We start from the raw sequence: 25,723 nt of genomic DNA on the forward strand, positions 1-25,723 counted from the left end.
GTCTATAAAAAAGCTTCGATTTCTCGGCGGACGGATGGTGCTCGCTCCTGCAAGAACAATGATACCCATGTATTGAAATGATTAACCGCAGTTCCAAGCCGAGAGGCTTCGTTGCTAAGGAATGAATATAGTAAAATTGTGCTATTGCATTGTTGCGATTTAGCGGTGTCAAGCTGCTTCATATAATTATCCTCAACAATAATTATTTCTTGAACCGCCGTGTTTCCGACAATTGATTTTATCTCAGATTCATAATTTATATTATTTGATATTACTGATTTTATTTTCTCGTCTATTTCTGTTACATCGCTTTTAAATTTTGAAATCTGAGAAATTGCGCTGTCTGCCCCCGGCGAAATTATCGAATGCGGAAACCCATCCATGTTCGGGCGGCGAGTGTATGGATTTATTACCAAGGCAGTAGGAATTTTAACCTGTTGTGACATCCGCGCTATGTCCTTTAGTTGATCAATGATCTCAATGAGGCGCTCAGCCTCCTTATGGATCAGTTTTCTTTGTAATACAGTTGTCTGTAGAAATGGAGAAAATCCAGAAGGCTGTCTAGAAAAAGTATCTGTTCTGGCTTCTGTAAGGCTTCGTTGGAGTGAATCGATTTGCCTTCGCTGATTCGCAATGAGATCCAAATCGGATTTTAAAGAAGTAGGGTGTGAAATAGCATCTGTGAGTTGGGTAATTTTTGAATTCGCGTCGGCGAGCTGTTTAATATTTTCACGATATTGAACATGGCAGGCCTCAAGGCGTCCAGAGGCATCGTCTACGTACGCGGATTGAGGTGTTATAGGCGCGCTGTGTGTCAATAACCACGCCTTCGTTTCCATGCCGGCAACAAATACCAGACAAGCGCCAGTGAATAGCGCGGCGAAGGAATACCAAAACCACGCGATAGGAACATTGTCGGACACCCATGAAAGCGTAATTTTTTCAGGAAATGCAACCTTTTCCGACTTCGCGCCGGTATCCGTCAAACCTTCTGGGCATTTCTCGTGCATAACACAAAATCCGCTGATCAGTCCCTCAGAAGCACCGCACCTGCGCTTCCGCCTGGGCGCGGCGCAGCTCCTCCAGCGCTTCCTTGGCGAGGCGCGAGTTGCGGAACAGCGAGCCGATCTGCCCCGCCTGCTGATCCATGCTGGCGACCGTCTCGGCCGAGACGTAGCGCTCATAGGGCAAAATGGAGGCGACGATGTCGATGGAGCAGGAGCATTGCTCCAGCGCCTGCCGCGAATCGCCATTGGCCTTCATGCAGCCGAACACATAATCCGCCCGCGCCGAGGTCGGATAATCATTGAGATCGGCGGCGCGCGCGGGAAGCGCGGCGGCGAGGACGAAGAGGCAAGCGGCGGCGGCGCGGAGCATAGGGTCGATCCTGTAATGGCTGCGACCGCATTGGCCTAGCGCAAGCGCATGGCGAATCGCAAGCGCGCCCGCGCTTGACAAAAATAGATAGGAGTCCTAATAAAACTCCATGACGCTCTTCGACGCCATCACAACGCCTCTGCCGCGCCGCTTGCGCGAGGGGCTAGACCGCATCGCCGCCGCCATGCGCGCCGATGAATGGGGCGTCGCCGAGGAGGCCGGCCTCACCCCGACGCAATTGCACGCGCTCACCTTCATCGCCGGCCGCGGAGAGGCGGGGATGCGCCTGCGCGCGGTGGCCGAGCATTTGGGCGTCACCCAACCGACGGCCACCGATTCCATCGCCGCGCTCGCACGCAAGGGCCTCGTCACCAAGCTCGCCGATCCCGCCGACAAGCGCGCCATCGCCATTCGCGTGACGCCGGCGGGCTGCGACGTCGTGCGCGCCATCGGCCTCGCCATGACCTCCGCCGAACGGGCGCTGGAGACGCTGACGCCGCATGAGCAGCAGACGCTGCTCGATCTGGTCATCAAGACGATCCGCGCCTTGCAGAAGGCCGACGCCATTCCGCCGCAGCGGCTCTGCGTCAGCTGCCGCCATTTCCGCCCGCACGCCCATGCCGACGCCGAGCTTCCGCATCATTGCGCGCTCGTCGACGCGGCGTTCGGAGGCCGTCATTTGCGCCTGGATTGCCCGGAGCATGATCCGGCGCCGCCGGCGGAGAGCGAGGCGGCCTGGAGCCTTTTCGCGCATCACGACGCGCAGCAGGCGGGAGCCTGAGACGCCTCGCAAATTCTCGAGCCGCTCGGGGCTCCGGCGTAGCCGGCCCAGGCCCGCGGCGGGTTCGCAGAAGAATGGCGCGCCGTTCGTAGACGGCGCGCAGGAAGCAGAAGAGAGGAGGACCAAGGCCATGGCGACGAAAGCGACTTTCTATCACGCCGGATGCCCCGTTTGCGCGGATGCCGAGACCGCCTTCGCCAAAGCGCTCGACCCGCAAGTCTTCGATGTCGAGATCGTGCATCTCGGCGAGGACAAGGCCCGGCTCGGCGAGGCCGAGGCGGCCGGCGTCAAATCCGTGCCCGCCTTCGTCATCGACGGGCGCGCCTATCACATTAATTTCGGCGCCGATCTCTCCGCGCTGAAATAGACCACCGACGACCCCCCGCCGTTGTCACTTCGGCGACTCCGAACTGCCTCGCCGAGCTATGCTCGCGCGAGGCCTTTTTTTAAGCGAACCCTGTCCATGACCCCTGCGATCGAGACCCTATTCGCGGCGCCGGCGCTCATCTCTCTCGGCCCGCGCGCGGCGCCGAGCGGCATCGCCAAAAGCGCGGCGCCGCCGCCCTGGCGCATATTGCGCGACGGCCTCGACGGCGATCGTCAGGGCGATCTGCGCCATCATGGCGGGCCGGAGAAGGCGCTGCATCATTATCCGCGCGATCATTACGCGGCCTGGGCAAAGGAAGAGCTGGCGCTCGGCGAAGCGCTCGCGTCGGCGCCGGCCTTCGGCGAGAATATTTCGACTCTGGGCGTGACCGAGCGCGACATCTGCATCGGCGATATCTTCGAATTGGGCTCGGCGCTGCTGCAGGTGAGCCAGGGCCGCCAGCCCTGCTGGAAGCTGAATCTGCGTTTCGCGCGCCCGGATATGGCGCGGCGCGTTCAGACGAGCGGCCGCACCGGCTGGTACTATCGCGTGCTGCGTGAGGGCGTCGCCGAGCCCGGCGCGTCTCTCCAGCGCGTCGAGCGGCCGCTGCCGGATTGGCCTTTGTCGCGGCTCAATGAATTGCTCTATCTGCGCATGCTCGATCGCGATGCGCTGGCGCAAATGGCCGAGCTGGCGCCGCTCGCGCGCAATTGGCGAGAGCTGGCCGCGCGCCGTCTCGCGCGCGGCGCGGTGGAGGATTGGTCCACGCGCCTCGAAGGCGCATGAGAGCGTCGCGCGCCGCCGAACGCAGGCGGCGCGTCAGGCCGGCAGCAGGCCCTTGCGCAAATTCTCGCCCGCGAGCGTGATGATGCGGCCGACGGCGGCCGGGTCGGCGAGCCAAGCTTCTATGCGCGGATGGGTGAGCTGCGCCGGCGTGCTGCGGCGATAGACCTTGTAGCATTCGGCGAGATAGTACGGCAGCGACACGAATTCGCCGACCTCGCTCGAGAGATGATAATTCTCAAGCTTGAATGTGTAGCTGCCCTGCACGCCGAAATATTCGCCGATCGGCGGATAGATGGGGAATATCTCCGCGCGTCCGAGATCGTCGATCGCGTAATAGTCGCCATTGACCGGCGCCGGAGTCGGCAGGCCGGCATGGGCGAAAAATTTCTTGGCGAGATCGAAGAGGACGAACGGCCGCGGATGCACCAGCGAATACATGAACACGCCGCGGCGCGACCAATTGGCGATCTCGCCGGAGAGATCCATGCCGTATTTGCGCTTGCCGGTCTCGACCAGCTCGTTCACGGCGTCGTTCCAGACGTCGAAATAGCCGAGCGCCTCGAACACATTGCGGTTGAACAGCGCATGCGCCTCGTCCACCGAGAGGCCGCGGCGGAAGGCGAAGACGGCGAGCGCCGAATGATAGGGGCCGACGGGGCCGATGGTCGGCGCATGGCCGCGCGTCTCGTCGAGAAGATAGATGAGATCGGGGTGGAAGGCGGAGAAGGTGATCGCCGGGATCATGATCACTTTGTCCAAGAGCTCGCACAGCTCCGCCGAGCCGCCGCCGCGCACAGGCCCGTGCAGAAACTCGTGGCAGAACACATAGTCATAGGTGGCGAGCGTCTTGGCGAGCAGCTTTATGTCGGCGAGCGTCTTGGCGATCGCCGAGAAATGCGAGACGCGCGCGGAAGGGTCGAGCAGCTTCATCGCATAGGCGAGACCGAAAGCCTGGCAATTGCCGATGACGGCGATGCGCGGCCCGGTGAGGCGCGGCCCTTTCGAATAGAACGGCGCGAGCCGCGGCTCGACGAGATGACTGTACCAGGAGCGGATGATCTGCCGATCGATCTGAGACAACATGCGCGCGTTATGCCATTTCGTCGCGGCCCGAAAACGAAGTCGGCGCCGAAGGATGACAAGCGCCCGGTCGCCGTTTATGCTCCCGGCCGCATCGATGAAGCCGCCGCATTCATCCCGTTCCGGCGCGCTGTTCTCGCCTTTGTGAGGGCGGATCGCGCGTCTTGGATGAACCCTGCTCGACGAGCCATGCGGCCGGCGGCTTTCCAGGAGACCGACAATTGGCGGAACATCCCTATAGCTCCCTACCCGACCATCGCTTCTGGCGCAAGGCGGTGACGCAGACGCCGCCCTTCGCGATCGACCCCATTCTCTCCACGCCTTTCAAAATCTCGCTGAAAGACAAAGTGGCGACCGGCGGCAGCTGCTTCGCGCAAGAGATCGCCCAGAGGCTGAAGGCCAGCGGCTTCCATTATTATCTCGCCGAGCAGCCGCCGGAGGGCATGTCGGCCGCTGAGGCGGAGCGGCGCAATTATTCGATGTATTCCTGCCGCTACGGCAATCTCTACACGACGACGGCGCTGCTCCAGCTGTTCGACCGCGCTTATGGCGCGTTGAAGCCGGAGCTCGTGCATTGGGTGCGGCAGGAGGACGGCCGCATCGTCGATCCTTTCCGCCCCAGCATAGAGCCGGACGGCTATGAGACGATCGACGACATGCTGGCCGAGCGCGAGCGGCATTTCGCCGCCGTGCGCAAAATGTTCGAGACGCTGGACGTCTTCGTTTTCACCTTCGGCCATACCGAATCCTGGCGTTGCCGTAGCGACGGCGCGGTGCTGCAGCAGGCGCCCGGCGTCGCCGGCGGCGTTTGGGATCCTTCGCTCTACGCCTTCCACAATATGACCGTCTCGGAAGTGGTGCGCGACTTTCTCGCTTCCGTCGATCGCATCCGCTCGGTCAATCCGGCGTCGCGCATCATCCTCAGCGTCTCGCCGGTCGGCATCATCGCCACTTACGAGGATCGCCATGTGCTCGAGGCCAATTCGGCGATCAAGGCGATTCTGCGCGCCGCGGCGGACGAGGTGGTGCGGGCGCGGCCCAATATCGCTTATTTCCCGTCTTACGACGTCGCGACGGCGCCGCCCAATGTCGCGCGCTTCTATCGGGAGGATGTGCGGCGCATAAATCCCTTCGGCATCAGCCAGACGATGCGCATGTTCTTCGATCATTTCACCGAGCGTGAGACGCAGACGGCCAAGATCGAGCCGCTGAAATTCGACGTGGCGGCGGAGGCGGAGAGCACGTCTCGCATCGTCTGCGACGAAGAGGCCATCGAGACCGCGTGACCATTTTCAGCGTTTCCCGCCCATCGGCGGGAAACGCGATCTTCGTTTCCCGAAACTAGAGCTTATATATCCTCTGTCGCAGTTCGAACGGAGGATTCGCCTCATGGTCACGGGCTCGCTCGCGCTCGCTGTCGCCGGCGCTTTCACAGGGGCGTCTCTCTACGTCAATTTCGTCGAGCAGCCCGCGCGGCTGAAGCTCGACGACAAATCGCTGATGAAGGAATGGGAGACCTCCGATCATCGCGGCTTCGCCCTGCTCGCCGGCCTCTCGCTGCTCTCGGCCGTTCTCGGCTTCATCGACTACAAGACCTCCGACGATGCGCGCTGGCTGGCCGGCGCCGCGGTGATCGTCGCCGCATGGCCTTTCATGTTCTATGCGGTCTCGCCGCTCGACAACCGCATTCTCGCCTTGATCTCGGCCGAGGACGGCGCCGACGCGCGCAAGTCGATCGAGCTGTGGGGCAAGGTTCAGCTCGCGCTCACAGCGCTCGGCGCGCTCGCGGTCGCGCTCTTCGTCTTCGCCAACGGCTGAGGCGTCGCGGCCGAAGATTCGACATCATGCTCGCCGATCCTCCCTCCCGACAGAAGGAGGATCGACATGACGCGCTCTTTCGCTCGCGAGCTTCTCGCGCCTTCCGCGCTGCTGGCCGCCGCCGCTCTGGCTTGCGGTTCTGCGGCCGGCGCCTCGTCCAATGATCCGCGCGGCGTCTGGCTGCGGCCGGAAGGCGGCGTGCGCTTCAGCTTCTATGATTGCGAGAACGGCAAGCTCTGCGCCAAGGTCGTCGCCGCGCAGAACGCCGAGGATCGCTCCTCCATAGGCGCGGTGATTCTTCGCGGCGCGACGCAGACAGGCCCCAATCATTGGGCGGGCCAGATCTTCAATGTCGAGGACGGCAAGACCTATGACGGCTTCGTCACCGTCGACAGCCCGACGCGATTGACGCTGAAAGGTTGCCTCTGGGGCATGTTGTGCAGCGGCGAGACATGGACGCGCGTTTCCGCTCCGCCTGCCGCCCATGCGATGGTCGGCGATGATCTGAGATAGGCGCCGCTCATGCGGAGCGATCAAATCTCGTTGGAATAGACGCGGATCGATCGGATCTCGAAACGCGCCGGCAGCGCGTTTCTGTCGATCGGTCCGCCCCAGGAGCCGCCGAGCGCGAGATTGATGCGAATCCGCATCGGCATGCGCAGCGGATCGTCCGGGCCGCGCGGCGTGACGGCGAGCACCTGCCGGCCGTCGATGGAGACGGCGATGGTCTCCGCGCTCCAATCCAGCCGATAGACGTGCCATTGAGAGGACAGAGTCGGCACATTGGTCTCGGCCGACCAATTGGTCAGCTCGTCCAGCGTCGGGCCGGCATGGGCGCTGGTGAAGACGATGTTCGGATGCTTGCCGACCGCCTCCACTATATCGATCTCGCGATAGGGCGGGCCGTCGTCGCCGCCGAGCATCCAGATCGCCGGCCATGTCCCGGCGCCTTTCGGCGTGCGCGCGATCACCTCCACGGCGCCATAGCGCATCGAAAAGCGTGAGACGATGCTGCCGGATGTGTAGTCCGAGGTGAGCGTCGAGCGGGTCCAATCTTTGGAGGCGCCGTCGTATTGGGCGTTCAGCACGCCTTCCGCGCGGCCTTCCAGCGCCAGCGCGCCATCGGCGACGAAGACATTCTCGGGGCGATAATATTGCGCCTCGTGATTGCGGATGAAGCCGATCTCATAAGACCAGAAATTTTGATCGAGCGCGCCGGCGCGCGCGAAATCCTCCTCATGGACGAGACGGGCGGCGCGCTTCGGCTCTGCGGCGAGGCCACGCTCGGCGAAGGCGATGGCGGCGACGCCGAGCGCGCAGATCAGCAGCGCGGCGGCGCCGGCGCGGCGGGCGAGACGCGTCGCGATGAAATCGAGCGAGGGCGCGGCGGCCGCGGGCTCGGCCGCCTTCGCGCGCTGCAGCAGGCGGCGGCGCAGCAGAGCGAGCATGGGCTTTTCGACGAGGAGATGCACGGCGACGCCGGCGGCGATCGAGAGCGCCAGCGTCATGACGACGGCGGCCATGCCGATGAGCGGCCGCTCGACCGGCAGATGCAGCGCGCGCGTTCCGACGCGCGCCAGCGTCAGCACGATCGGATGCGCGAGATAGATGGAATAGGAGGCGTCGCCGAGCAGCATGAGCAGAGAAGAGCGCGCGAGGGCGCCGCGCGCTTCCGTCGCCAGCAGGCCGAGCATGAGCGCGGCGGAGGCGAGGCCCGCCGTTTGCACACGCGCGAAATCGTCCGAATCGAACATTGCGACGAGAGAGAAGGCGCCGCCGCCGATGAGCGCGCAGGCCACGGGCCGCGAGATTTTCGCTATCGTCCCGCGCGTGAAGAGATAGCCGACCGCCGCGCCGATGACGAATTCGAGCACGATCGGATTGCAATAGATGTGCAGGAGAGGGTTGGTCGGCAGAAGGACGAGGTAGAAGCCCGTCGCCAATGAGAAGAGGCCGGCGAGAATCGCCAGCCGCAGGCGGATCGACGGAAGCGGCAGCAAGGCGGCGAACACGAAATAGAAATAAATCTCGTAGTTCAGCGTCCAGCCCAGCTTGAAGAAGGGCGTGTAATTGTCTTCCAGCGGATTGAAGTGCGGGATGAACAGCAGCGACAGCGCGACATGGTCGAAGGTCACGAGATTATGCAGCATCGCCGCGGGCCAAATGAGACACACAGCGAGAATCGCCAGGGTGAAGAGCCAGTAGAGCGGCGCGACGCGAATGAGCCGCCGCGCCAGAAACGCGCGCGGCCCGGTCGGCCGCTGCGCGGTGACGACCATCATAATGAAGCCGCTGATCACGAAGAAGAGATCGACGCCGGCGGCGCCGAAGGCGCGCGGAGTCGGCCAATAGAATTGCTCCGTATAGACGCCGGTATGAATGAAGACGACGAGAATCGCCGCGGCCGCCCGCAAATATTGGACGGCGCGGATTTCATCGCTTCCGCTCACGCTGCTGCCGGACATAGCCGATCCTTTCGAGACAAATGGTTCGGGCGGCCGCCAAGGCCGCGGAAATGATGTGCCAATCGGAGACAATTCCGTCGACCCGTGCGAGTGCGTGAAGGAAACATGCCAGAGGGCGCGCCGCGTCGGCCCCGGCGCCCCGCAGGGATGTCAGCGGCTCGCCTGTCCGGCGGCGCTCTCGGCGGCGGCGCGCGCGGTCTCTGCGGCGAGCGGGCCGATGAGGACGAAGGCGAAGCCGGCCGCGCGCCATTCCACCGCGGCGAGGCCGGGCGCGGTCTTGGGCGGCGCCGATGGGCGCTCGCCGCCGGCGCGCTCGAAATAGAGCGCCGCGCGGACGCCGGCGGCGGATTGATAGATCAGCAGGCCCGCCGGCGAGATCACGCCCGGAACGAGCCTGCCGCCGACGAGCTCGAGGCCCGCATTGGCGAGGTCCGGCAGGCGGCCGAAGCCGGCGCGCTCGCCGAGCCAGCTCGAAAGCTCGGCTTTGCGGTCGGCGCCGATCTCCACTGGCCGCGAATCCTGCGCGAATGTCAGATAGGCGAGCTGCGCATGGGCGACGAGGCCCGGCGGCTCGATCATGGCCCGTTGCGGGGCGGCCGGCGGCGAGGCCGGTCCGGTGAAGGCCAGCAGCGCCGCTCCCGCCACCACGGCGCCAGCGAGCAGCGTCAGCAGCGACATGACGATCGCCGGTCGGCGCGGCGGCCGACGGCTGGTGTCCGAGCGGCGCATCGCGCGCAGCGAGGCGCCCTTGCTGGGGCTGAAGCGCGCCCAATTGACGCCGGAGCCGAAGCTGCGCGTGAGGCTGGTCACTGTGGCCGTCCGCAAGCCGGCGGGCAGGGGCTCCTTCACCGTCTGGGCGAAGGCCGCGCGCAGCGCCGCATTCTGCCGGCGCCAGCCCTCGACCAGCGCCGCGTCCTCGGCGTGATCGTGCAGATGACTCTCTATGCGCCGGCGATTCTCGGCGTCGAGCTCGCCGTCGACGAAAGCATGCAGGTCGGATTCGTCGACATGCTCCCGAGGGCTCGTCATTTGCGGCCCGCTATTTCACGACGCGCAGATGCGGACCCGGCCGGCGGCCGGCGTCGGCCCCCGGCGAGGGGTGGCGGTCGAGCGCGGTCAGCGCGGAGCGCGCGCGCATCAGCCGCATCAGCGCCACCGGCCGATCGGTGCGGGTGATGCGGGCGACCTCTTCATAAGTGAAGCCCTCGAGCGCCACGAGCAGAAGCGTCTCCCGCTCCTCGAAAGGAAGGTCGGCGAGGCGATGCATGATCGCCGGCTGCCGCAGAGAGGGACGATGCGGCGCGGCGGAGCGCAGCCGACGTTGCGCGGCGAGGGTCAAGGATGCGTAGAGATCGACGCGAAGGTCGAGAACGGCGCCGGTCGTCTCGCGCCCGGCTTCGTCGGCCGTGGTCTGCAGCGCCGTGTGGACCAGCTCGTCGGCGAGATCATTGGCGGCGCCGGAAAGCAGCGCGCGTGCATAGCGGCGCAGGCCCGGCGTGAGCCTTTCCAAGGTCTCGTCGAAATCCTCCGCCTGTCCCATCGCTCGGCCCGTCTCGCGCGGTCCTGACGCCTCGCCCGCGCGGCGCTGGTTCGGTTTCTTTCCCCACGGATATTATGCCAGTCCGGCGCGATTGACTATCTCCGCGCCCTGAGATTTATCTGTTTTTGTATGTCGGGCCGCGAGCGACGCCTCATCGGGGCGTCTTCCCGCTGGCGCCCCGCCTCACGTCCCGAGCCCGCGCGCCCATGCGCGCGCTGAGCGTCCGATGTGCGCGCCTCGAGCGCGCATGTTGCGCGTAGCCCTCCAACGGCGTTGCCGACAGGCGGCGGAACCCCGCCTCTCGATCGCAGATTTATGGACCATTGCTCCCATGTCGCAACCGGAACCGACGTCGAACGGCAATATTTTCAGCGGCGTTCTCGCTGGCAAGCGGGGCCTCGTGCTCGGCGTCGCCAATAATAAATCCATCGCCTGGGGCATAGCCAAGGCCGCGGCAGACGCGGGCGCCGAGCTCGCCCTCACCTTCCAGGTCGAGGCGCTGGAGAAGCGCGTGCGCCCGCTCGCCGCCGAGATCGGCGCGACCGTCGTCGGCCGCTGCGACGTCTCCGAGCCGGAGACGATCGACGCCGTCTTCGCCGAGGTCGAGAAGCTGTGGGGCAAGATCGATTTCGTCGTCCATTGTCTCGCCTTCTCGGACAAGGACCAGCTCGACGGCCGCTATGTCGACACGACGGCGGAGAATTTCACGCAATCGCTGCTGATCTCCTGCTTCTCCTTCACGGCCGTCGCGCAGCGCGCCGAGAAGCTGATGAAGGACGGCGGCTCGCTGCTCACCCTGACCTATTACGGCGCCGAGAAATGGATGCCGCATTACAATGTGATGGGCGTCGCCAAGGCCGCGCTAGAAGCCTCCGTGCGCTATCTCGCCGCTGATCTCGGCGAGAAGAACATTCGCGTCAACGCGATTTCCGCCGGGCCGATCAAGACTTTGGCGGCCTCGGGCATCGGCGACTTCCGTTATATTCTGCGCTGGAACGAATATAACGCCCCGCTGCGCCGCGTGGTGACGATCGAGGAGGTGGGCGAGACGGCGGTCTATCTGCTCTCGCCCATGGCGCGCGGCGTCACCGGCGAGGTGCTGCATGTCGACGCCGGCTATCATGTCGTCGGCATGATGAATCCCGGCGCCGCGCCGAAAATGGCCTCGCTGCTGGCCCTGCTGCCGCAGCATACGACAGAGGCGAAATAAGGCGCCGGGCGAGCGGTTGGATGCGAGCCTGAAGGCTCGCGGTCCAGTCGCCGCCTCGGACTGCGAGCCTTCAGGCTCGCGTCGCGCCCTCAGCGGAACTTCACAGTGAGATCGGTGCCGACGGCGCCGGTCTCCGAGCTCGGGCCTTGATCGGAGATGATGATCGAGCCGCCGAGCCACAGGCGATCGGCGATCTGCTGGCGCACATCGTCCGAGAGCTCGAGACGGTCCAGCGCCTCGGCGGCGCTGGAGGCCGCGCCCAGCGGAGCGGCGCTGCGCTCCTCCACCAATCCCTTCTTCTTATGCGCGGCGCGCGCTTCGGCGATGCGCGGCGGCATGGACAGAACCGACCATTTCAGCGCGCCATTCTCCCCGCTCGCCGTTGCGATATAGAGATGCGAGCCCAGCGGGCGTTCCGGCTCGCGGATCGTCGCCGGCGCGTCGAAGATCGGCGTCAGCCCCTGGCGCACATAGATGCGCTGATTCTTCTTGCTCACCAGAATGGAGATGGGCGCGGCGCGCAATTGCGCGTCCTTCTCCGCCTTGGCGGCGGCGGAGGAGGCTTCCGCCGCCTCGCGGGAGCGGCGTCCCGCCTCCACGACTTCCGCGTCGCTGGCGTCATAGGCGGTCTTGGCGGCCTCGAGCCGGGCCTTGGCCTCGGCGAGCGCGGCGTCCGCTTTGGCCTTGGCGGCCTCGGCCGGGCTCGCGCCGTCGTTGGTGGGCAGCTCCGGCTTGGCGGTCGCCACATCCTGACGTTTGGCGGCGGCGGCGTCGGCGGCCTTGGCTGCGGCTTCCGCCTTGGCGCGGGCGCTCGCCTCGGCGGCTTCGGCCGATCGCAGCTCGACGGAGGCGCGGGCGGCCTGCTGCCGCTTGGCGTTGAGAGCGACCGAGGCTTCCGTCGCCGCCTTGGAGGCGGCCGCGGCGTCGGCCGCGGCTTTCGTCTTCAGCTGCTCGGCGTAGCGACGCGGATTGAGCAGCGGCGCCGCGCCGCCATCGGCGAAGCCGTCGCGCAGGCCGGCGTCGGCGAGCGTCGCGGCCGAGGCTTCCGTCGGCGAGCGCATCTTGGGCGTGGGCAAAGCGGGATGCGAGATTTCGCTCGGCGAAAGATCATAGGGCGCGATGACGACGCGCTCGCCGATGCGGGTCATGCCCCACAGCTTCTGCGCGAAGGAGTCCGGCAGGCGGATGCAGCCGTGCGAGGCGGGATGGCCGGTCACATGGCCCGTATGCATGGCGACGCCGGACCAGGTGATGCGCTGCATGTAGGGCATGGGCGCGCCGGAATAGAGATTGGAGCGGTGGAAGCGCTCGCGGCCGAGAATGGTGAACATGCCTTCCGGCGTCGGATGGCCGGGCACGCCGGTGGAGATGACCGAGCGATCCACGAGGCCATTGTGATTATAGATGGAAATATGTTGCCCGCCGAGCGACACGACTGCGAACAGCGGCCGCGCGAGGCTCGCATTCTCGGCCGGCTTGGCCTCGGAGGAGGTTCCGCGCTTGCCGCGCTTGCGCGGCGCCTTGGGCGCCTCGCCCACGGGAGAATCGGCGGAATAGCCGAGCGCGGATGCGGGCCGCGCCTCGAGGGCGAGAACCGAGGCGGCGACGCTCGCGGCGCAGGCCGCGGAAAAGGCGCGAAGGCAGACCCTGCGGCTGCGGGCTACAGCAGCGACTTCCGACATGACGCGAAAACTCCTGACACACACGAACACATTGCTCGAGCACATAACGCTCTGGTCCGAACTGGACAGAGCCTCGCCCTCGCCTGCATTGCTCTTATTGGTTAATGTCGCCTTGAAATCTATGCGCCGGCGCACGTCGGGAAGAATTGCGGGGAATTTTTCCATTCGCCGCCATAATGCCTCGAGGCCGTTCTCCGCTTTTCGCCCGCCGCGCCCGTCCCCGCGCGCCCGGCCGGCCTATCTCTCCCGCGAAGAATCATTTCGGAGAGGAAGATGGCTGCGAAGTCTTTTCGTCGGGCGTTGGGGCGGCTCGCGCTCGCGCCGCTCGCTCTGGCCCTCGCGCTCGCGCCGGCCGGGGCCTGCACGAGCTTTCTGCTGAAGGCGGCCGATGGCGCGCGCGTCTACGGCCGCACGCTGGAGTTCGGCTTTCCGCTCGAATCGGAGGCGATCGTCATTCCGCGCAATCACGCCGCGCGGGCGACGGGGCCGGACGGCAAGCCCGGCTGGGGCTGGAAATCCCGCTATGCGATCGCCGGGCTCAACGCCTTCGGCCTGCCGGTGGTCGTCGACGGCATGAATGAAAAAGGCCTCGCCGGCGGCATTCTCTATTTTCCGGGCTTCGCCGGCTACGCCGATCCCAAGACCGCCGATCCCGGCCATGCGCTGGCCCCTTGGGACTTCCTCACCTGGGCGCTGGGCAATTTCGCCAGCGTCGAGGAGCTGCGCGCGGCGCTGGACACGATCGCCATCGTCGATATCGTGCAGCCGAACCTCGGAATCGTTCCGCCCTTTCACTACACGCTGCATGACGCCAGCGGCGCCTCGCTGGTCGTCGAGCCCATCGGCGGGCGGCTGAAAGTCTATGAGAATCCGCTCGGCGTCGTCACCAACGCCCCCTCCTTCGACTGGCACCTCACCAATCTGCGCAATTATGTGAAGCTCTCGCCGGTGGACGCGCCGCCGCTGAAGATCGCCGGGGAGAGCTTCGCGCCGCTGGGCGCCGGCTCCGGCCTCATCGGCGTGCCGGGCGACCCTACCCCGCCGTCGCGATTCGTGCGCGCCGTCGGCATGACCCTCTCCGCCGAGCCGCAGAAGGACGCCGCCGGCGCGGTGCGCCTCGCCGAGCACATTCTCAATAATTTCGACATTCCGCTGGGGCTGGTGCGCGTCGCCCCGCAGGACACGTCGCGCTTCGAGTTCACGCAATGGTCGTCGATCGCCGATCTCTCCGGCCGCGTCTATTATGTGAAGAGCTATGACAATCAGACCCTGCGCAGCATAGATCTCACCAAGTCGGAGCTCGAGGGCCGCAGCGTCCGGGCGGCCCCTCTGCGGCCCTCCTCCCGGATCGCGCCTGTCGAATTTCCAAAACATTGAGGCGAAGCGCCTTGTCATGGGGGAGGGTTTTTGTTAGACGGGCCGCCTGCCGGCGCTTTGGTTTCGATCAGCGCCCCGGCGCGGTCGTGGCGGAATTGGTAGACGCGCTAGCTTGAGGTGCTAGTTGGGCAACCAGTGGAGGTTCGAGTCCTCTCGACCGCACCAAGCCTCTCTTCGTCGAGGCTGCTGACAGATCGGCTTTCGTCGCGGCCCGGCCCTCGGGCGCCCGCAAAGCCCTCCCCATCCCGAAGATCGCCTCGCCGAATACCGCCTTGCGCGCCTTCGCCCGAAGAGGGTGGAAATGCGCGGACGGCAAAGATTCGGATAATTCCTGTCTCTCGCCTGCTGCTAAGATAGAGTCGCGCCGGTTTCGAAAGAGACGGGCGCTCGAGCGGGCATGGGAACGAAATATGTCGGGTCGCGCATTCGGTTTGAACAATTTGCTGAAATTATTCGAACGCAAGGAGCGGACCTTCGACCGCTATGTCGACGCGCTCCCCACGCATCAGAACGCCATCGACGCCATTCCCGGCTGGAGCACCGCTTTCCCCGAGGCCTTCGGGGTGACGGCCGGCATTGTCCCGACCTATTACGATCAGCGGATTTTCTGGGCCGTCGAATGTTTCGGGTCGCTGGAGGGCCGCGAGGTTCTGGAGCTCGGCCCGCTCGAGGCCGGCCACACCTATATGCTGGAGAACGCCGGCGCGACGGTGGACGCGGTGGAGGCCAATCAGCTCGCCTTCATGCGCTGTCTCGTCGCCAAGGAGATTCTGCGGATGCAGAAGGCGCGCTTCTGGCTGGGCGATTTCGTCAAATGGCTGGAGCAGACCGAGAAGAGCTATGATCTCATCGTCGCCTCCGGCGTGCTCTATCATCTGCATGATCCGCTGCGGCTGCTGGAGCTGATCGCGCAGCGCGCTTCTTCCGTGTTCATCTGGACGCATGTCGTCTCGGACGCCATGCCGATCTCCGATCCGCGGCGCAGCGTCATGGCCAAGGAGCCGGAAATCCTCTCCTTTCACGGCGTGAAGGTGCGCGCCTATCCGCGCAGCTATGTGAGGACGCAGGGCAATCCGGCCTTTTGCGGCGGCATGCGCGACGATCATCGCTGGCTCGACAAGGACGATCTTCTCGCCGCGCTGCGGGCGCTCGGCTTCGACGACATTCGGACCAATCACGACGATCCAGACCATTTCTTCGGCCCGGCCATATCGATCTTCGCGCGGAAGTCATCGTAAGGCGCGGGCCGGGGGCCGGAGCGGGAAGGCGATATGAGAGTTATGCTGCTCGGCGGGTCCAACGCCGGGGTCCATTTCGGCTGGGCCGCCCAATTGCAGGGGCTCATGCCGGAGCATGAGATCACCAACCGTTTTCTCGGCGCGGTCGGCTCGCTCTACGGCCTCGCGCGGCTCATCGAGGCGGAGCGGCGCGGCGAGGCGCCGCCCGATCTCGTCGTTTTCGAATATGCGCTCAACGACGTCATTCTGCTGGACGCCGGCTTCACCACCGCCGCGCTGGTTCACGATGCGCTGGCCAGCGTGGCGCAGCATTGCGCCGAGCGCGGCGTCCCTCTGCTGTTCTTGTGCCTGCGTCCGCGCCCGACCGGCGGACGGCGCCTCTCCGCCTTCGTGCGGCGCATCGACCGCGTCTATCGCCGCATCGCCGCGGCGCATGGCATGGCCCCTTGCGTGACGCCTGCGACGATCTTCGGCGAGGAGCGCGCGGAGGATTTCGTCGATCCGCATCATCTCACCGCGGAAGCCTCGGTGCGATGCGCGAAGGTCGTGGCCGATCTCATTTCCGGTGCCGCCGTTCCGGTTCCTCGGGCGAGCCGGCTTCACGCGCCCATTTTCGATTATGTCGCCGCGTCGCAGGCCGAGCCGCAGGGAAGCTGCCGCAGAGTGGAGATCGCATCGACGGTCTTCTCCGGGAGCTTTCTGGAGATCGCCCGGCCGGGGGCCAGCCGCTGGCCGGGCCGCGGCCGGCTCGCCGGCCTGCTGCTGCGCTCGACCGATGAGAGCGGCGTCTATCGCATATCGGCGGGCGGGCGCGCCTTCGCCCGCACCGCGCAGTCGAGCATGCGCGAGATCGTGCCCAATCTCATCCTCCTCCATTATTCGCGCCGACGCCCATGGGCCAATGACGATCTCGAGATCGCCATGCCGGGTGAGGAGAGCGCCCTCGCCGCCCTGCCGCAGGAGAAGACGCTGCTGCCGGCCGCGCCCGGCGCGCCTTTTGCGGAGCAGAGGCTGCAGATCGCCGCCGTGATGTTCTGGCGCCCGTCCTTCTGGCGGCGCTGGCTGTCCCTGCTCTCGCTGCGCTTTCGCTGGAAATAGCGAAGCTTTCGCTAGAACAAAGCGCTCGGAGCGTTCGGCCAAGCCGCGACCACAATTGCGCGGCAGTGTCCGGGGCAACCGATACGACAAACCAGAGGTTCCGCTACATCATGACCGACGAGACGAGCGATCATACGGTCGATCTGAGTGACCCTTCCGAATATGAGGACATCGTCTCTCAGCGCGCCATCGCCTTCTGCCACCTCGCCAAAGTCGCCGACTCCGTCCGCGACGAGCAGGTCAAGGAGCAGTGCCTCATCATGCTGCGCAAGCTCAACGCCAGCATAAGGGCGCCTTCGACCGCGGAGGTGCGATCGATCGATGGCGGCCAGCTCTGACGCCTCACCGACCGAGCCGGGACGTGATCGCCAGCTGCGCCTCGGCCAGCCGCGCGCTGAGCGCCCGCCGCCTCTCCGGCTCCGCCAGGGCGGACTCATAGTCCTCCGCTGCATCGCCGAGCGCGAAGGCGCCGATGGCGCGCGCCGCGCCCTTGAGCGTATGGGCGAGATCGAGTCGCGCCTTGTCGGTGGCCGCCGCCGTGAGCCTGCCGTCGAACTCGCCGGCCTGGGCGAGGAAAAGCGTCAGCAGCTCGGCTTCGAGCTCCGCATCGCCCATCGTCTGGCGCGCGAGATGCGCCCAATCGAGCGCGTCGGGCGCGTCTGCGGGATTTCGGCCATCCGTCATTCTACCCCTCTCATCGGCCATTCGCGGAAAAGGCGCGCTTTTCCTGTGGATTGCATCGGGTGCTCGTGCGCGGCCTCGGCAATTGCGCTCGCCGGGCCGAATCGGGCGTCGTATTCTTATACGAATCAATCTTATGTAAGCATTGCTTCGGATTTTCGGCCAGGCTGCAGGTCGCCCCTTTTGCTCCGCTTCAGGCGGAGCGCCGAGCATCTTCCCCCAGTCGCGTTAACGACGATTTCGATTGGCGGCCGGCCCCCGTTTCATTTACGGGCCGACGGCGGTAATATTTGGTTAATCTTTTCTGCTCGATGTGAACGGCGACAAAGGGTGAGCGGCGTCATAACGCGGAACCATGACCGCTCGGAGAGGTGACGATGGCGAAATCGGGCAAGCCCCAGGACGCGGCTATCGCTGCGCTGTCGGCGGTCGAAGAGGCGTTGAATCTGGGCGTGGAGCCCACCGCCGAGGCCGCGACGGAAGCGGGCGAGACCGCCGCGCCAGCCGAGGCGGGCGCCAAATCCGCGGATAAGGCCGAGGGCAAGGGTCAGGCCAAGACGGCGCCGGGCTTCAACTTCAGCCTCCCCTCCTCACGGCGCCAGGATGCGAGAGACGCTGCGAGAGACGCCGCGCGGGAAGCTGCTGCGCGGGAATCGGCGCGCCCGGCGGAAGGCTCCGCGCTCGCGGGCCGCGCCGCCACCAAGCCGCCGGTCGCCCCCGCCGGCGCGCCCGCCAATGACGATCGCCAGACCGTCGGCGAGCTGCGCGCCGCGCTGCAGGTTCGTCCCAACACCGCCATTCTCGGCTACACTTTCCTGTCCATCGCCGCCTGGGCGGTGCTGTGGACTCTCTTCGTCTATTTCAACCAGGGCGAGATTCTCGACCGCGAGAACGGCTCCTTCCTCGCGCCCAAGCCGGTGCTGACGCTGCTGGCGCTGCTCGCCCCCATCGTCTTTATTTTCGTGACCGGCGTGATGGCGCGCCGCGCCCATGAGATGAAGCAGGTCGCCAATTCCATGGCGGAAGTGGCGATACGGCTGATCGAGCCGGAGACCATCGCCACCGAGCAGATGGTGACGCTGTCGCAGGCCATTCGCCGCGAGGCCGCCTCCATGGGCGACGGCATAGAGCGCGCGCTGGCGCGGGCCGGCGAGCTCGAGATCATCGTGCGCACCGAGGTCTCCAATCTCGAGCGCTCCTATTCCGAGAACGAGCGCCGCATTCGCGTGCTCATCGACGAGCTGACCCGCGAGCGTGAGGCGATCCTCCTCAATGCCGACAACGCCCGCACGGCGCTGCTCGGCGCGCGCGAGTCGCTTTCCGCGGAGCTGCAGACCAGCTCCTCCCATCTCGCCGAGACGGTGAGCGAGGCCGGCGGCCGCGTGACCGCCGCGCTCGGCTCCAAGGGCGAGGAGATTCGTCTGGCGCTGGAGCGCGTCGGCGACGGCTTCAACTCCACGCTCTCGACGCGCGGCGAGGATATGGTGCAGCGTCTCTCCGTCGCCGGGGAGACGATCGCGGTCAGCCTCACTCTGGCCTCGGAGGAGGTCTCGCGGCGCTTCTCCGACGGCATAGCCGAGGCGGATCGCAAGCTTCAGGAGCGCGGCGACGCGCTGGCGTCCGATTTCGAATCGCGCGGCGCCTATGTCGTCGATCGGCTCGATTCCATCGGCGGCCATCTCGTGCAGGCGGTGGGCGAGCGCGGCGAGAGCTTCGTTGATCGTCTCGCCGAGACCAGCGGCCGCGTCGACGAGGCGATCGAGACGCATGGCGGCGCCATTGAGCGCTCGCTGCTGTCGGCCTCTGAAAATCTCGCGACGCAGCTCGCCGAGAAAGTCGCGGCGACCGAATCCGCCTTCCGCACGGCCGGCGACCGCCTCGCCGAGCTGCTCGAGGAAACGCGCGAGCGCGCCCGCGCCGAGCTGGAGGCGCATGGCGGCGGCCTCAACGAGCGCTTCGCGCAGACGCTCGCCGACAGCGCCAGCGCCTTCACCGAGCAGGCCGACGCTCTGCACGAGCGTTTCGCCGCCGTGGCCGGCGAGGCCATCGCGGCCATCGCCTCGCATGGCGATCGCGTCACCGAGACGCTCGCCGATCGCCTCGTCTCCTTCGAGGAGAATGTCGTCGTCCAGGGCGGCGAGATCGCCACGCGCTTCGCCGAGCAGGGCGAGCGCATCGGCGCGGCGCTGACGCAGGGCGTCGCGGAATTCGAGCAGAGCGTCGCGCAGCGCAGCGCCGAGGCGACGGCGCGCCTCGCCGAGGAGGGCGCGCGTCTCGGCCAGACGGTGGCCGAAGGGCTAGCGGCTTTCGAGGAGCGCGTCGCCGGTCGTAGCGACGAGGTGGCGATCCGCCTGCTGATGCAGGGCGACGAGATCGGTTCGGCCGTGGCCGCCGGCCTCGCCTCTTTCGAGGAGCGCGTCGCGGGCCGCAGCGAGGCGGCGGCGGAGCGGCTCTCGGCTCAGGGCGAGACCATCGGCTCGGCGGTCGCCGCGGGCCTCGCGGCTTTCGAGGAGCGCGTCACCGGCCACAGCGAGGAAGTGGCGGCGCGTCTCGTCCTCCATGGCGACACGATCGGCTCCGCCGTTGCGGAAGGTCTCGCGGCTTTCGAGGAGCGCGTTCTCGGCCACAGCGAGGACGTGGCGACGCGTCTCGTCACCCATGGCGACGCGATCGGCTCCGCCGTTGCGGAAGGCCTCGCCGCTTTCGAGGAGCGCGTCGCCGGCCGCAGCGAGGAGGCGGCCGTGCGTCTTTCGACGCAAGGCGACGCCATCGGCGCGGCGTTGGCGGCCAGCCTCGCGGCTTTCGAGGAACGCGTCGCCGGTCAGAGCGACGAGGTGACGACGCGTCTCGTCACTCATGGCGAGGTCATCGGCTCGGCGGTGGCGGAAGGCCTCTCCGCCTTCGAGGAACGCGTCATCGGCCATAGCGAGGATGTCGCCAATCGTCTCGTGTCGCATGGCGACGCGATCGGCGCCGCCGTCACCGAGGGCCTCGCGGCCTTCGAGGAGCGGGTCGCCGGCCAGAGCGAGGATGTCGCGGCGCGGCTCGCGGCGCACGCCGATGCGGTCGGCGCGGCCGTCAATGAAGGGCTCGCCGCTTTCGAGGAGCGTGTCGCCGGCCAGGGCGCCGCGGCCGCCGAGCGCCTCATCGAGGAAGGCGCGCGCATCGGCCTCTCCGTGTCGGAGGGCGTCGCCGCTTTCGAGGCGCGCGTGCTCGGCCACAGCGAGGTGGTCGCCGATCGTCTCGTCGCGCAGGGCGACGCGATCGGAGCCGCGGTCTCGGAAGGCCTCGCGGCCTTCGAGGAGCGCGTGACCGGCCACAGCGCCGAGGCGACGGAACGTCTCATCGCCCATGCGGAGCAGATCGGCTCCACGGTTTCCGGCAGCCTCGCCGTCTTCGAGGAGCGGGTCCTCGGCCAGAGCGAGCAGGCGGCCGAACGTCTGGTCTCCCATGGCGACGCGATCGGGGTCGCGGTCGCCGAGGGCCTCGCGGCCTTCGAGGCGCGCATTCTCGGCCATGGCGAGGATGTGGCCCAGCGCCTCGTCTCCCATGGCGACACGATCAGCGGCATCGTCACCGAAGGCCTCGCCAAATTCGAGACGCGCGTGCTCGGCCAGAGCGAGGAGGCCGCGGCGCGGCTCACCGCTCATGGCGACGCGCTCGGCCTCGCCGTGGCGGAAGGCATCGCCGCTTTCGAGGATCGGCTCTCGCAGCAGCATGAGGCGACGCTGTCCAGCCTCGAGGAGCAGAGCGAGCGCGCGACATCCGCCGTCGCCGGCGGGCTCGAGGCCTTCCGCGAGGCGGTCGTGCAGCAGAGCGAGGAAACCGCATCGCGCTTCCTGCAGCAGGGCGAGCGCGTCGGCCAGGCCATCGCCGAAGGGATCGCCTCCTTCGAGGAGCGCATCGCCGGCCGCAGCGACGACACCGTGCTGCGCCTGGTCGAGCGCGGCGACGAGATCGGCGCCTATCTCTCCCAAGGCCTCGCGGCCTTCGAGGAGACGGTGGTGCGCCATGGCGACGAGGTGGCGACGCGCGTCACCGAGCATTCCGATCGCATCGCCTCCGTGCTCTCCGAGCGGCTCACCGCTTTCGAGGAGCAGGTCGTGCGGCAGAGCGGCGACGTCGTCGCCCGCGTCACCGAGCAGGCGGAATGGGTCGACGGCGTGCTGGTCAATCGGCTGGACGCGCTGGAGGAGGCGACCGCGCAAGTCTCCCGCACGCTCGAGGAGACGCAGAGCCGCGCCGAGCAGGCCTTCACGGTCGGCGGGGCCGCGCTCGAGGCGGGCCTCGCCGCGAGCGTCGCCGATGTCGCCGCGACCCTCGCCGAGCAGTCCGCCTCGCTGCAGGAGCGTTTCGCGGTCACGGCCAGCGAGGCGGCGCTCGCCATCGCCACGCAGGGTGAGCGCATCGAGGAAGCGCTCGCCGGCCGCATCGCCGCTTTCGAGGCCATGGCGCTCGATCAGGGCGGCGCGCTGGCCAATGCGCTGACGGCGAGCGGCGAAGGCCTGGCGCGCGACGTCGCCGAGCGCCTCGCCTCTCTCGACGAGACATTGCGCGGCCATTCCGCGCGTCTCGCGGCGCAGATCGACGAGCATACGCAGCAGCTCGCGGCCGAGCTCACCGAGCGGCTCACCGCGGTCGACTCGGCCATTGTCGAGGAAGGCTCCGCGCTGGTTTCCGCCATCGCCGCCAATGGCGAAGGCTTCACGCGCGAGATCGGCGATCAGCTCGCCGCTTTCGACGAGGCGCTGCGCAATCGCGGCGGCGAGCTCAGCGCGCAGATCGGCGAGCATTCGCAGCGGCTTTCGGCCGAGCTCTCCGAGCGTCTGGCGGCGGTCGATTCGACCATCGTCAACGAAGGCGCGGCGCTGGTGGCGGCCATCGCCGCCAATGGCGAAGGCTTCACCCGCGACATCGGCGATCAGCTCGCGGCTTTCGACGAGGCGTTGCGCAATCGCGGCGACGAGCTCGGCGCGAGGCTCGGCGAGCATTCCGAGCAGCTCGCGGCCGAGCTCACCCAGCGTCTGACCGCCGTCGACTCCGCCATCGTCAACGAGGGCGCCGCTCTGGTGGCGGCCATCGCCGCCAATGGCGAGGGCTTCACCCGCGACGTCGGCGAGCAGCTCGCGGCCTTCGACGAGGCGCTGCGCAATCGCAGCAATCTCATGGCGGCGCAGATCGGCGAGCATTCCGAGCAGCTGGCGGCGGCGCTCGCCGAGCGGCTCGCGGCGGTCGATACGACGATCATCGACCAGGGCGGCGCGCTGGTCGCGGCTCTGGCGGCGAGCGGCGACGGCGTGGCGCGCGGCGTCGAGCAGCAGCTCGCCGCATTCGACGAGCGCTTGCGCCATCAGGGCGGCGAGCTCGCCGCGCAGATCGGCGAACGCTCGCAGCAGCTCGCCTCGGCGCTGGCCGAGGGGCTTTCGGCGGTGGACACGTCGATCGTCGATCGCGGCGGCGCGCTGGTCGCGGCGCTGGCGGCGAGCGGCGAGGGGGTCACGCGCGGGGTGGAGCAGCAGCTGGTCGCTTTCGACGAGCGCCTGCGCCATCAGGGCGGCCAGATCGCGGCGCAGATCGGCGAGCATTCGCAGCAGCTCGCGGCGACCTTGGCCGAGCGTCTGGCGGCGGTGGACGCGGCCATCGTCCAGCAGGGCGGGGCGCTGGCCGATCGTCTGGCGGAGCGCGCCGACGAGATCGCCGCGCGCATCGGCGATCAGTCGCAGCGCCTGTCGGAGGATGTCGGCCAGCGGCTGGCGGCCATAGACAAGACGATTTCCGGCGACGGCACCGCGCTGGTCGAATTGCTCGGCGCCCGCGCCGAGGAGATCGCCGCGGTCATGTCGTCGAAGATCGAGAGCTTCGAGACCGTCTCCAACGCGCGCACGCGTCAGGCGGCGGACCGCATAGACGCGCTGGTCGGGCGCGTCGATTCCGGGCTCGATTCGGCCGGCAAGGCCTTTCAGGACACGCTCGCCCGCCATGCGGTGGAGGTGGCGCGCGCCATGGGCGAGGGCGGCCGCGAGGTCATTCGCTCGTTGGATGAGAAGGTCAAGGATATCGATGCGGTGCTGCTCGCCCGCTCGACCCAGCTCACCGAGACGCTCTCCTCCAAGGCGGAGGAGATCAACGCCACGCTCGGCGGCCGCGCGGAGGAGATCGCCGGCACGCTGGACGGACGCATCGGCGTCTTCGAGAACAATGTCGTCGGCCGTCTGGACGCGGTCTCCGGCGAGATCGGCGAGCGCAGCCGCGTCGTCGTCGAGACCATCAACGCCCGCATCGAGGAGATCAACGCGACGCTCGCCTCGGCGCGGCGCGATCTCGACACCACTCTGCACGCCCGCACCGGCGATCTCGGCCAGGCGCTCACCGAGCGCGTCGGCGAGATCAGCTCGACGCTGGAGCAGCGCCTCACGCAGATCCAGACGACGCTCGGCGATCGCGGCGGCGAGGTGACGCGCGAGCTCGCCAATGTCGGCGAGCTGGTCGCTCACGCGATCGAGAGTCGCGGCTCCACCATCGTGCAGCATCTCGGCGAGAAGCGCGTCGAGCTGGCGGCGGCGATCGACCAATCGGCGGAGGAGCTGAAGAAAGCGCTCACCGACGGCGCCGAGGGCTCCGTGCGCGCGCTGCTCGACGTCAATGAGAAGCTTCGCGCCGAGCTGCCCGAGGTGCTCGACCGGCTGGGCGAGACCAATTCCTCGCTGCAGACCATCATCTCGGCGGCGGGCGGCAATCTCGCCAATCTCGACAAGGAGCTCGGCGGCAAGCTGCGCGAGTTCCAGGGCGCGATCGAGACGGTCGCGCAACATATCGCGACAGTGGGCGAGGTCTCGAGCGGCGTGATGCGCGACGCGGGCTCCGTGGTCGGCGCGATGGAGACGCATCAGCAGAGCCTGACGCAGAGCGCCGAGCGGCTGGCGCAGAGCCAATCCGAGCTGGACGCGGCGCTCGACGCGCGCCGCCGCTCGCTGGAAAATCTCGTGCTGCTGGTCGAGGACAAGCGCCGGGATTTCGAGGACACGGTCGCCAATTTCTCCGGCCTCGTCGAGGAGAACTTCCGCCGGGTCGAGGAGCGCGCGCGCGATGTTGGCGGCTTCATCGCCCAATCGACGCAGGAGACGGCGGAGCTGGTCGACGAGCGCTTTTCCGCCGTGCGCGACGCCGCCTCGCGCGAGCGGGAGGAGACCGCCGCGGCGCTGCGCGCGGCCTATGATCAGGCCAATGACGAGATGGCCGAGATATTCGGCCGGGCGACGGAGAAATTCGCCGCCGCCGCGAATGAGATTCGCGGCATGTCGGCGGAGATTCAGACCGAGCTGGAGCAGACCCGCGCCGAGCTGCGTCGCGGCGCTCAGGAATTGCCGCGCGAGACGGCCGAGCAGGCCGCCGCGCTGCGCCGGGTCGTCGGCGAGCAGGTGAAGGCGCTCAACGAGCTGACCGACATCGTCGCGCGCTCGGGCCGGGCCTATGACATAGCGGAGCCGGTTCCGGCGGCGGTCTCGGCCGCTCCCGCGCGTCGCGGCTTCGAGGCCCAGCCGCAGCCCGCGCCCGCCCCGGCGGCTCCGCCGCCCCCTCCGCCGCCGGTCGCTCCTCCCGCCCCGCGCGCGCAAGAGCCGAGCTGGGCCCCCCGCGCCCCGCGCGAGGAGCCGCAACGCGCCGCGCGGGCGATCCAGCCGCCGCCCCCGCCGCAGCCGGCTCCTCCGGCGCGGCCCGTCGCCTCGGCGACCGAGGATGGCTGGCTGACCGATCTATTGGCGCGCGCCTCCCGCGACGAGGCTCCCGCGGCCGCGCCGCCGCGCGCCAATACGGCGGCCGGCCGGGCCAAGGCAGCGGGCGCGCTGGACAATCTCACCCTCGACATCGCCCGCATGGTCGATCACGCGGCGGTGGGCGAGTTCTGGGACCGCTTCCAGCGCGGCGAGAAGGGCCTGTTCACGCGCAGGCTCTACACCGCACAGGGTCATCAGACCTTCGAGGAGATTCGTCGCCGCTACCGCGTCGATCCCGATTTCCACGCCACCGTCGATCATTATGTGCAGGAGTTCGAGCGGCTCGTCGCCGACACCAGCCGCAATGATCGCGACGGCGCGCTGACGCGCGGCTATCTCACCTCCGACGCCGGCAAGGTCTACACCATGCTCGGCCATGCGGCGGGCCGTTTCGAGTGACGTATCCCGCCCTGGCGCCGCAAAATTAGGCGCCGGGGACGGCCATCACTGC

General features: G+C 67.2%; 20 protein-coding genes and 1 tRNA gene. 13 read left to right on the forward strand and 8 right to left on the reverse strand.

Going from position 1 to position 25,723, the window contains the following annotated elements:
- Positions 1–2: 2 nt before the first annotated feature.
- Together ACT53T_RS01630 and ACT53T_RS01635 are read right to left on the reverse strand one after the other, a co-directional pair.
- Positions 3–1,010 (reverse strand): hypothetical protein, encoded by a 1,008-nt coding sequence (locus tag ACT53T_RS01630; RefSeq protein WP_476159665.1) that lies wholly within the window; start codon positions 1,008–1,010, stop codon positions 3–5.
- A gap of 25 nt (positions 1,011–1,035) precedes the next feature.
- Positions 1,036–1,377 carry a hypothetical protein gene (locus ACT53T_RS01635; protein ID WP_018267263.1) on the reverse strand — a complete coding sequence of 114 codons (342 nt, stop codon included), beginning with the start codon at positions 1,375–1,377 and terminating at the stop codon, positions 1,036–1,038.
- Positions 1,378–1,486: 109 nt separating this feature from the next.
- On the opposite strand from ACT53T_RS01635, the gene ACT53T_RS01640 reads away from it, so the two are divergent.
- From ACT53T_RS01640 to ACT53T_RS01650, 3 genes are all read left to right on the forward strand, one after another.
- Complete coding sequence (locus ACT53T_RS01640) at positions 1,487–2,158, forward strand: MarR family winged helix-turn-helix transcriptional regulator (protein WP_476159666.1); 672 nt, start codon at positions 1,487–1,489, stop codon at positions 2,156–2,158.
- Positions 2,159–2,288: 130 nt separating this feature from the next.
- A complete protein-coding gene (locus ACT53T_RS01645) occupies positions 2,289–2,525 on the forward strand; it encodes a thioredoxin family protein (protein ID WP_018267261.1) in 237 nt (78 codons plus the stop codon).
- 96 nt (positions 2,526–2,621) lie between these two features.
- Positions 2,622–3,311, forward strand: coding sequence for an MOSC domain-containing protein (locus ACT53T_RS01650; protein WP_476159667.1), 690 nt, complete (start codon positions 2,622–2,624; stop codon positions 3,309–3,311).
- A 33-nt stretch (positions 3,312–3,344) separates the two neighbouring features.
- Here the strand turns inward: ACT53T_RS01650 and ACT53T_RS01655 are convergent, their stop codons facing one another.
- On the reverse strand, positions 3,345–4,394 hold the full coding sequence (locus tag ACT53T_RS01655; protein WP_476159668.1) for a WcbI family polysaccharide biosynthesis putative acetyltransferase: 1,050 nt from the start codon (positions 4,392–4,394) through the stop codon (positions 3,345–3,347).
- A gap of 218 nt (positions 4,395–4,612) precedes the next feature.
- Between ACT53T_RS01655 and ACT53T_RS01660 the strand changes: the two genes are divergently transcribed.
- The 3 genes from ACT53T_RS01660 (at position 4,613) to ACT53T_RS01670 (ending at position 6,722) form a co-directional block, all read left to right on the forward strand.
- On the forward strand, positions 4,613–5,677 hold the full coding sequence (locus tag ACT53T_RS01660) for a GSCFA domain-containing protein (protein WP_476159720.1): 1,065 nt from the start codon (positions 4,613–4,615) through the stop codon (positions 5,675–5,677).
- Between the two features lie 103 nt (positions 5,678–5,780).
- Positions 5,781–6,209, forward strand: coding sequence for a DUF1772 domain-containing protein (locus tag ACT53T_RS01665; RefSeq protein ID WP_018267257.1), 429 nt, complete (start codon positions 5,781–5,783; stop codon positions 6,207–6,209).
- A gap of 66 nt (positions 6,210–6,275) precedes the next feature.
- Positions 6,276–6,722 carry a DUF2147 domain-containing protein gene (locus ACT53T_RS01670; protein ID WP_018267256.1) on the forward strand — a complete coding sequence of 149 codons (447 nt, stop codon included), beginning with the start codon at positions 6,276–6,278 and terminating at the stop codon, positions 6,720–6,722.
- Between the two features lie 20 nt (positions 6,723–6,742).
- On the opposite strand, the gene ACT53T_RS01675 is transcribed toward ACT53T_RS01670, so the two are convergent.
- The 3 genes from ACT53T_RS01675 to ACT53T_RS01685 form a co-directional block, all read right to left on the reverse strand.
- Complete coding sequence (locus tag ACT53T_RS01675) at positions 6,743–8,674, reverse strand: acyltransferase family protein (protein WP_476159669.1); 1,932 nt, start codon at positions 8,672–8,674, stop codon at positions 6,743–6,745.
- Positions 8,675–8,824: 150 nt separating this feature from the next.
- Positions 8,825–9,703 carry an anti-sigma factor family protein gene (locus ACT53T_RS01680; RefSeq protein ID WP_476159670.1) on the reverse strand — a complete coding sequence of 293 codons (879 nt, stop codon included), beginning with the start codon at positions 9,701–9,703 and terminating at the stop codon, positions 8,825–8,827.
- Between the two features lie 10 nt (positions 9,704–9,713).
- Complete coding sequence (locus tag ACT53T_RS01685; RefSeq protein WP_476159671.1) at positions 9,714–10,214, reverse strand: sigma factor-like helix-turn-helix DNA-binding protein; 501 nt, start codon at positions 10,212–10,214, stop codon at positions 9,714–9,716.
- Positions 10,215–10,545: 331 nt separating this feature from the next.
- On the opposite strand from ACT53T_RS01685, the gene fabI reads away from it, so the two are divergent.
- A complete protein-coding gene (gene fabI, locus ACT53T_RS01690; RefSeq protein ID WP_018267252.1) occupies positions 10,546–11,424 on the forward strand; it encodes an enoyl-ACP reductase FabI in 879 nt (292 codons plus the stop codon).
- A gap of 89 nt (positions 11,425–11,513) precedes the next feature.
- Here the strand turns inward: fabI and ACT53T_RS01695 are convergent, their stop codons facing one another.
- Positions 11,514–13,106: a L,D-transpeptidase family protein gene (locus ACT53T_RS01695; RefSeq protein WP_476159673.1), complete on the reverse strand. Its 1,593-nt coding sequence runs from the start codon at positions 13,104–13,106 to the stop codon at positions 11,514–11,516.
- 273 nt (positions 13,107–13,379) lie between these two features.
- On the opposite strand from ACT53T_RS01695, the gene ACT53T_RS01700 reads away from it, so the two are divergent.
- From ACT53T_RS01700 to ACT53T_RS01720, 5 genes are all read left to right on the forward strand, one after another.
- Positions 13,380–14,483, forward strand: a complete 1,104-nt coding sequence (locus ACT53T_RS01700) for a choloylglycine hydrolase family protein (RefSeq protein ID WP_476159674.1) — start codon at positions 13,380–13,382, stop codon at positions 14,481–14,483.
- An 80-nt stretch (positions 14,484–14,563) separates the two neighbouring features.
- Positions 14,564–14,648: transfer RNA gene (locus ACT53T_RS01705), tRNA-Leu, on the forward strand.
- Between the two features lie 245 nt (positions 14,649–14,893).
- On the forward strand, positions 14,894–15,721 hold the full coding sequence (locus ACT53T_RS01710; protein ID WP_476159676.1) for a class I SAM-dependent methyltransferase: 828 nt from the start codon (positions 14,894–14,896) through the stop codon (positions 15,719–15,721).
- A 33-nt stretch (positions 15,722–15,754) separates the two neighbouring features.
- Entirely contained in the window at positions 15,755–16,819 is a 1,065-nt protein-coding gene (locus tag ACT53T_RS01715; RefSeq protein WP_476159677.1) for an SGNH/GDSL hydrolase family protein, read from the forward strand.
- Between the two features lie 110 nt (positions 16,820–16,929).
- The gene (locus tag ACT53T_RS01720) at positions 16,930–17,157 is read left to right on the forward strand and encodes a hypothetical protein (RefSeq protein WP_018267247.1); all 228 of its coding nucleotides are present in this window, start codon (positions 16,930–16,932) and stop codon (positions 17,155–17,157) included.
- A 4-nt stretch (positions 17,158–17,161) separates the two neighbouring features.
- Here ACT53T_RS01720 and ACT53T_RS01725 read toward each other — a convergent pair whose 3' ends face one another.
- Positions 17,162–17,503, reverse strand: a complete 342-nt coding sequence (locus ACT53T_RS01725) for an Hpt domain-containing protein (RefSeq protein WP_476159679.1) — start codon at positions 17,501–17,503, stop codon at positions 17,162–17,164.
- Positions 17,504–17,877: 374 nt separating this feature from the next.
- Between ACT53T_RS01725 and ACT53T_RS01730 the strand changes: the two genes are divergently transcribed.
- Positions 17,878–25,671 carry an apolipoprotein A-IV repeat region-like domain-containing protein gene (locus ACT53T_RS01730; RefSeq protein ID WP_476159680.1) on the forward strand — a complete coding sequence of 2,598 codons (7,794 nt, stop codon included), beginning with the start codon at positions 17,878–17,880 and terminating at the stop codon, positions 25,669–25,671.
- Positions 25,672–25,723 lie beyond the last annotated feature (52 nt).

The sequence above is a fragment of the Methylosinus sp. DMC45 genome, from assembly GCF_056313885.1.

Excerpts from the sequence above, each read along its gene's own strand:
- ACT53T_RS01640 (WP_476159666.1), top strand. The coding sequence starts at position 1,487 with ATGACGCTCTTCGACGCCATCACAACGCCTCTGCCGCGCCGCTTGCGC.
- ACT53T_RS01665 (WP_018267257.1), top strand. The coding sequence starts at position 5,781 with ATGGTCACGGGCTCGCTCGCGCTCGCTGTCGCCGGCGCTTTCACAGGG.
- ACT53T_RS01650 (WP_476159667.1), top strand. The coding sequence starts at position 2,622 with ATGACCCCTGCGATCGAGACCCTATTCGCGGCGCCGGCGCTCATCTCT.
- ACT53T_RS01710 (WP_476159676.1), top strand. The coding sequence starts at position 14,894 with ATGTCGGGTCGCGCATTCGGTTTGAACAATTTGCTGAAATTATTCGAA.
- ACT53T_RS01720 (WP_018267247.1), top strand. The coding sequence starts at position 16,930 with ATGACCGACGAGACGAGCGATCATACGGTCGATCTGAGTGACCCTTCC.
- ACT53T_RS01675 (WP_476159669.1), bottom strand. The coding sequence starts at position 8,674 with ATGTCCGGCAGCAGCGTGAGCGGAAGCGATGAAATCCGCGCCGTCCAA.
- ACT53T_RS01700 (WP_476159674.1), top strand. The coding sequence starts at position 13,380 with ATGGCTGCGAAGTCTTTTCGTCGGGCGTTGGGGCGGCTCGCGCTCGCG.
- ACT53T_RS01695 (WP_476159673.1), bottom strand. The coding sequence starts at position 13,106 with ATGTCGGAAGTCGCTGCTGTAGCCCGCAGCCGCAGGGTCTGCCTTCGC.
- ACT53T_RS01655 (WP_476159668.1), bottom strand. The coding sequence starts at position 4,394 with ATGTTGTCTCAGATCGATCGGCAGATCATCCGCTCCTGGTACAGTCAT.
- ACT53T_RS01635 (WP_018267263.1), bottom strand. The coding sequence starts at position 1,377 with ATGCTCCGCGCCGCCGCCGCTTGCCTCTTCGTCCTCGCCGCCGCGCTT.
- ACT53T_RS01645 (WP_018267261.1), top strand. The coding sequence starts at position 2,289 with ATGGCGACGAAAGCGACTTTCTATCACGCCGGATGCCCCGTTTGCGCG.
- ACT53T_RS01725 (WP_476159679.1), bottom strand. The coding sequence starts at position 17,503 with ATGACGGATGGCCGAAATCCCGCAGACGCGCCCGACGCGCTCGATTGG.
- ACT53T_RS01680 (WP_476159670.1), bottom strand. The coding sequence starts at position 9,703 with ATGACGAGCCCTCGGGAGCATGTCGACGAATCCGACCTGCATGCTTTC.
- ACT53T_RS01630 (WP_476159665.1), bottom strand. The coding sequence starts at position 1,010 with ATGCACGAGAAATGCCCAGAAGGTTTGACGGATACCGGCGCGAAGTCG.
- fabI (WP_018267252.1), top strand. The coding sequence starts at position 10,546 with ATGTCGCAACCGGAACCGACGTCGAACGGCAATATTTTCAGCGGCGTT.
- ACT53T_RS01685 (WP_476159671.1), bottom strand. The coding sequence starts at position 10,214 with ATGGGACAGGCGGAGGATTTCGACGAGACCTTGGAAAGGCTCACGCCG.
- ACT53T_RS01730 (WP_476159680.1), top strand. The coding sequence starts at position 17,878 with ATGGCGAAATCGGGCAAGCCCCAGGACGCGGCTATCGCTGCGCTGTCG.
- ACT53T_RS01715 (WP_476159677.1), top strand. The coding sequence starts at position 15,755 with ATGAGAGTTATGCTGCTCGGCGGGTCCAACGCCGGGGTCCATTTCGGC.
- ACT53T_RS01670 (WP_018267256.1), top strand. The coding sequence starts at position 6,276 with ATGACGCGCTCTTTCGCTCGCGAGCTTCTCGCGCCTTCCGCGCTGCTG.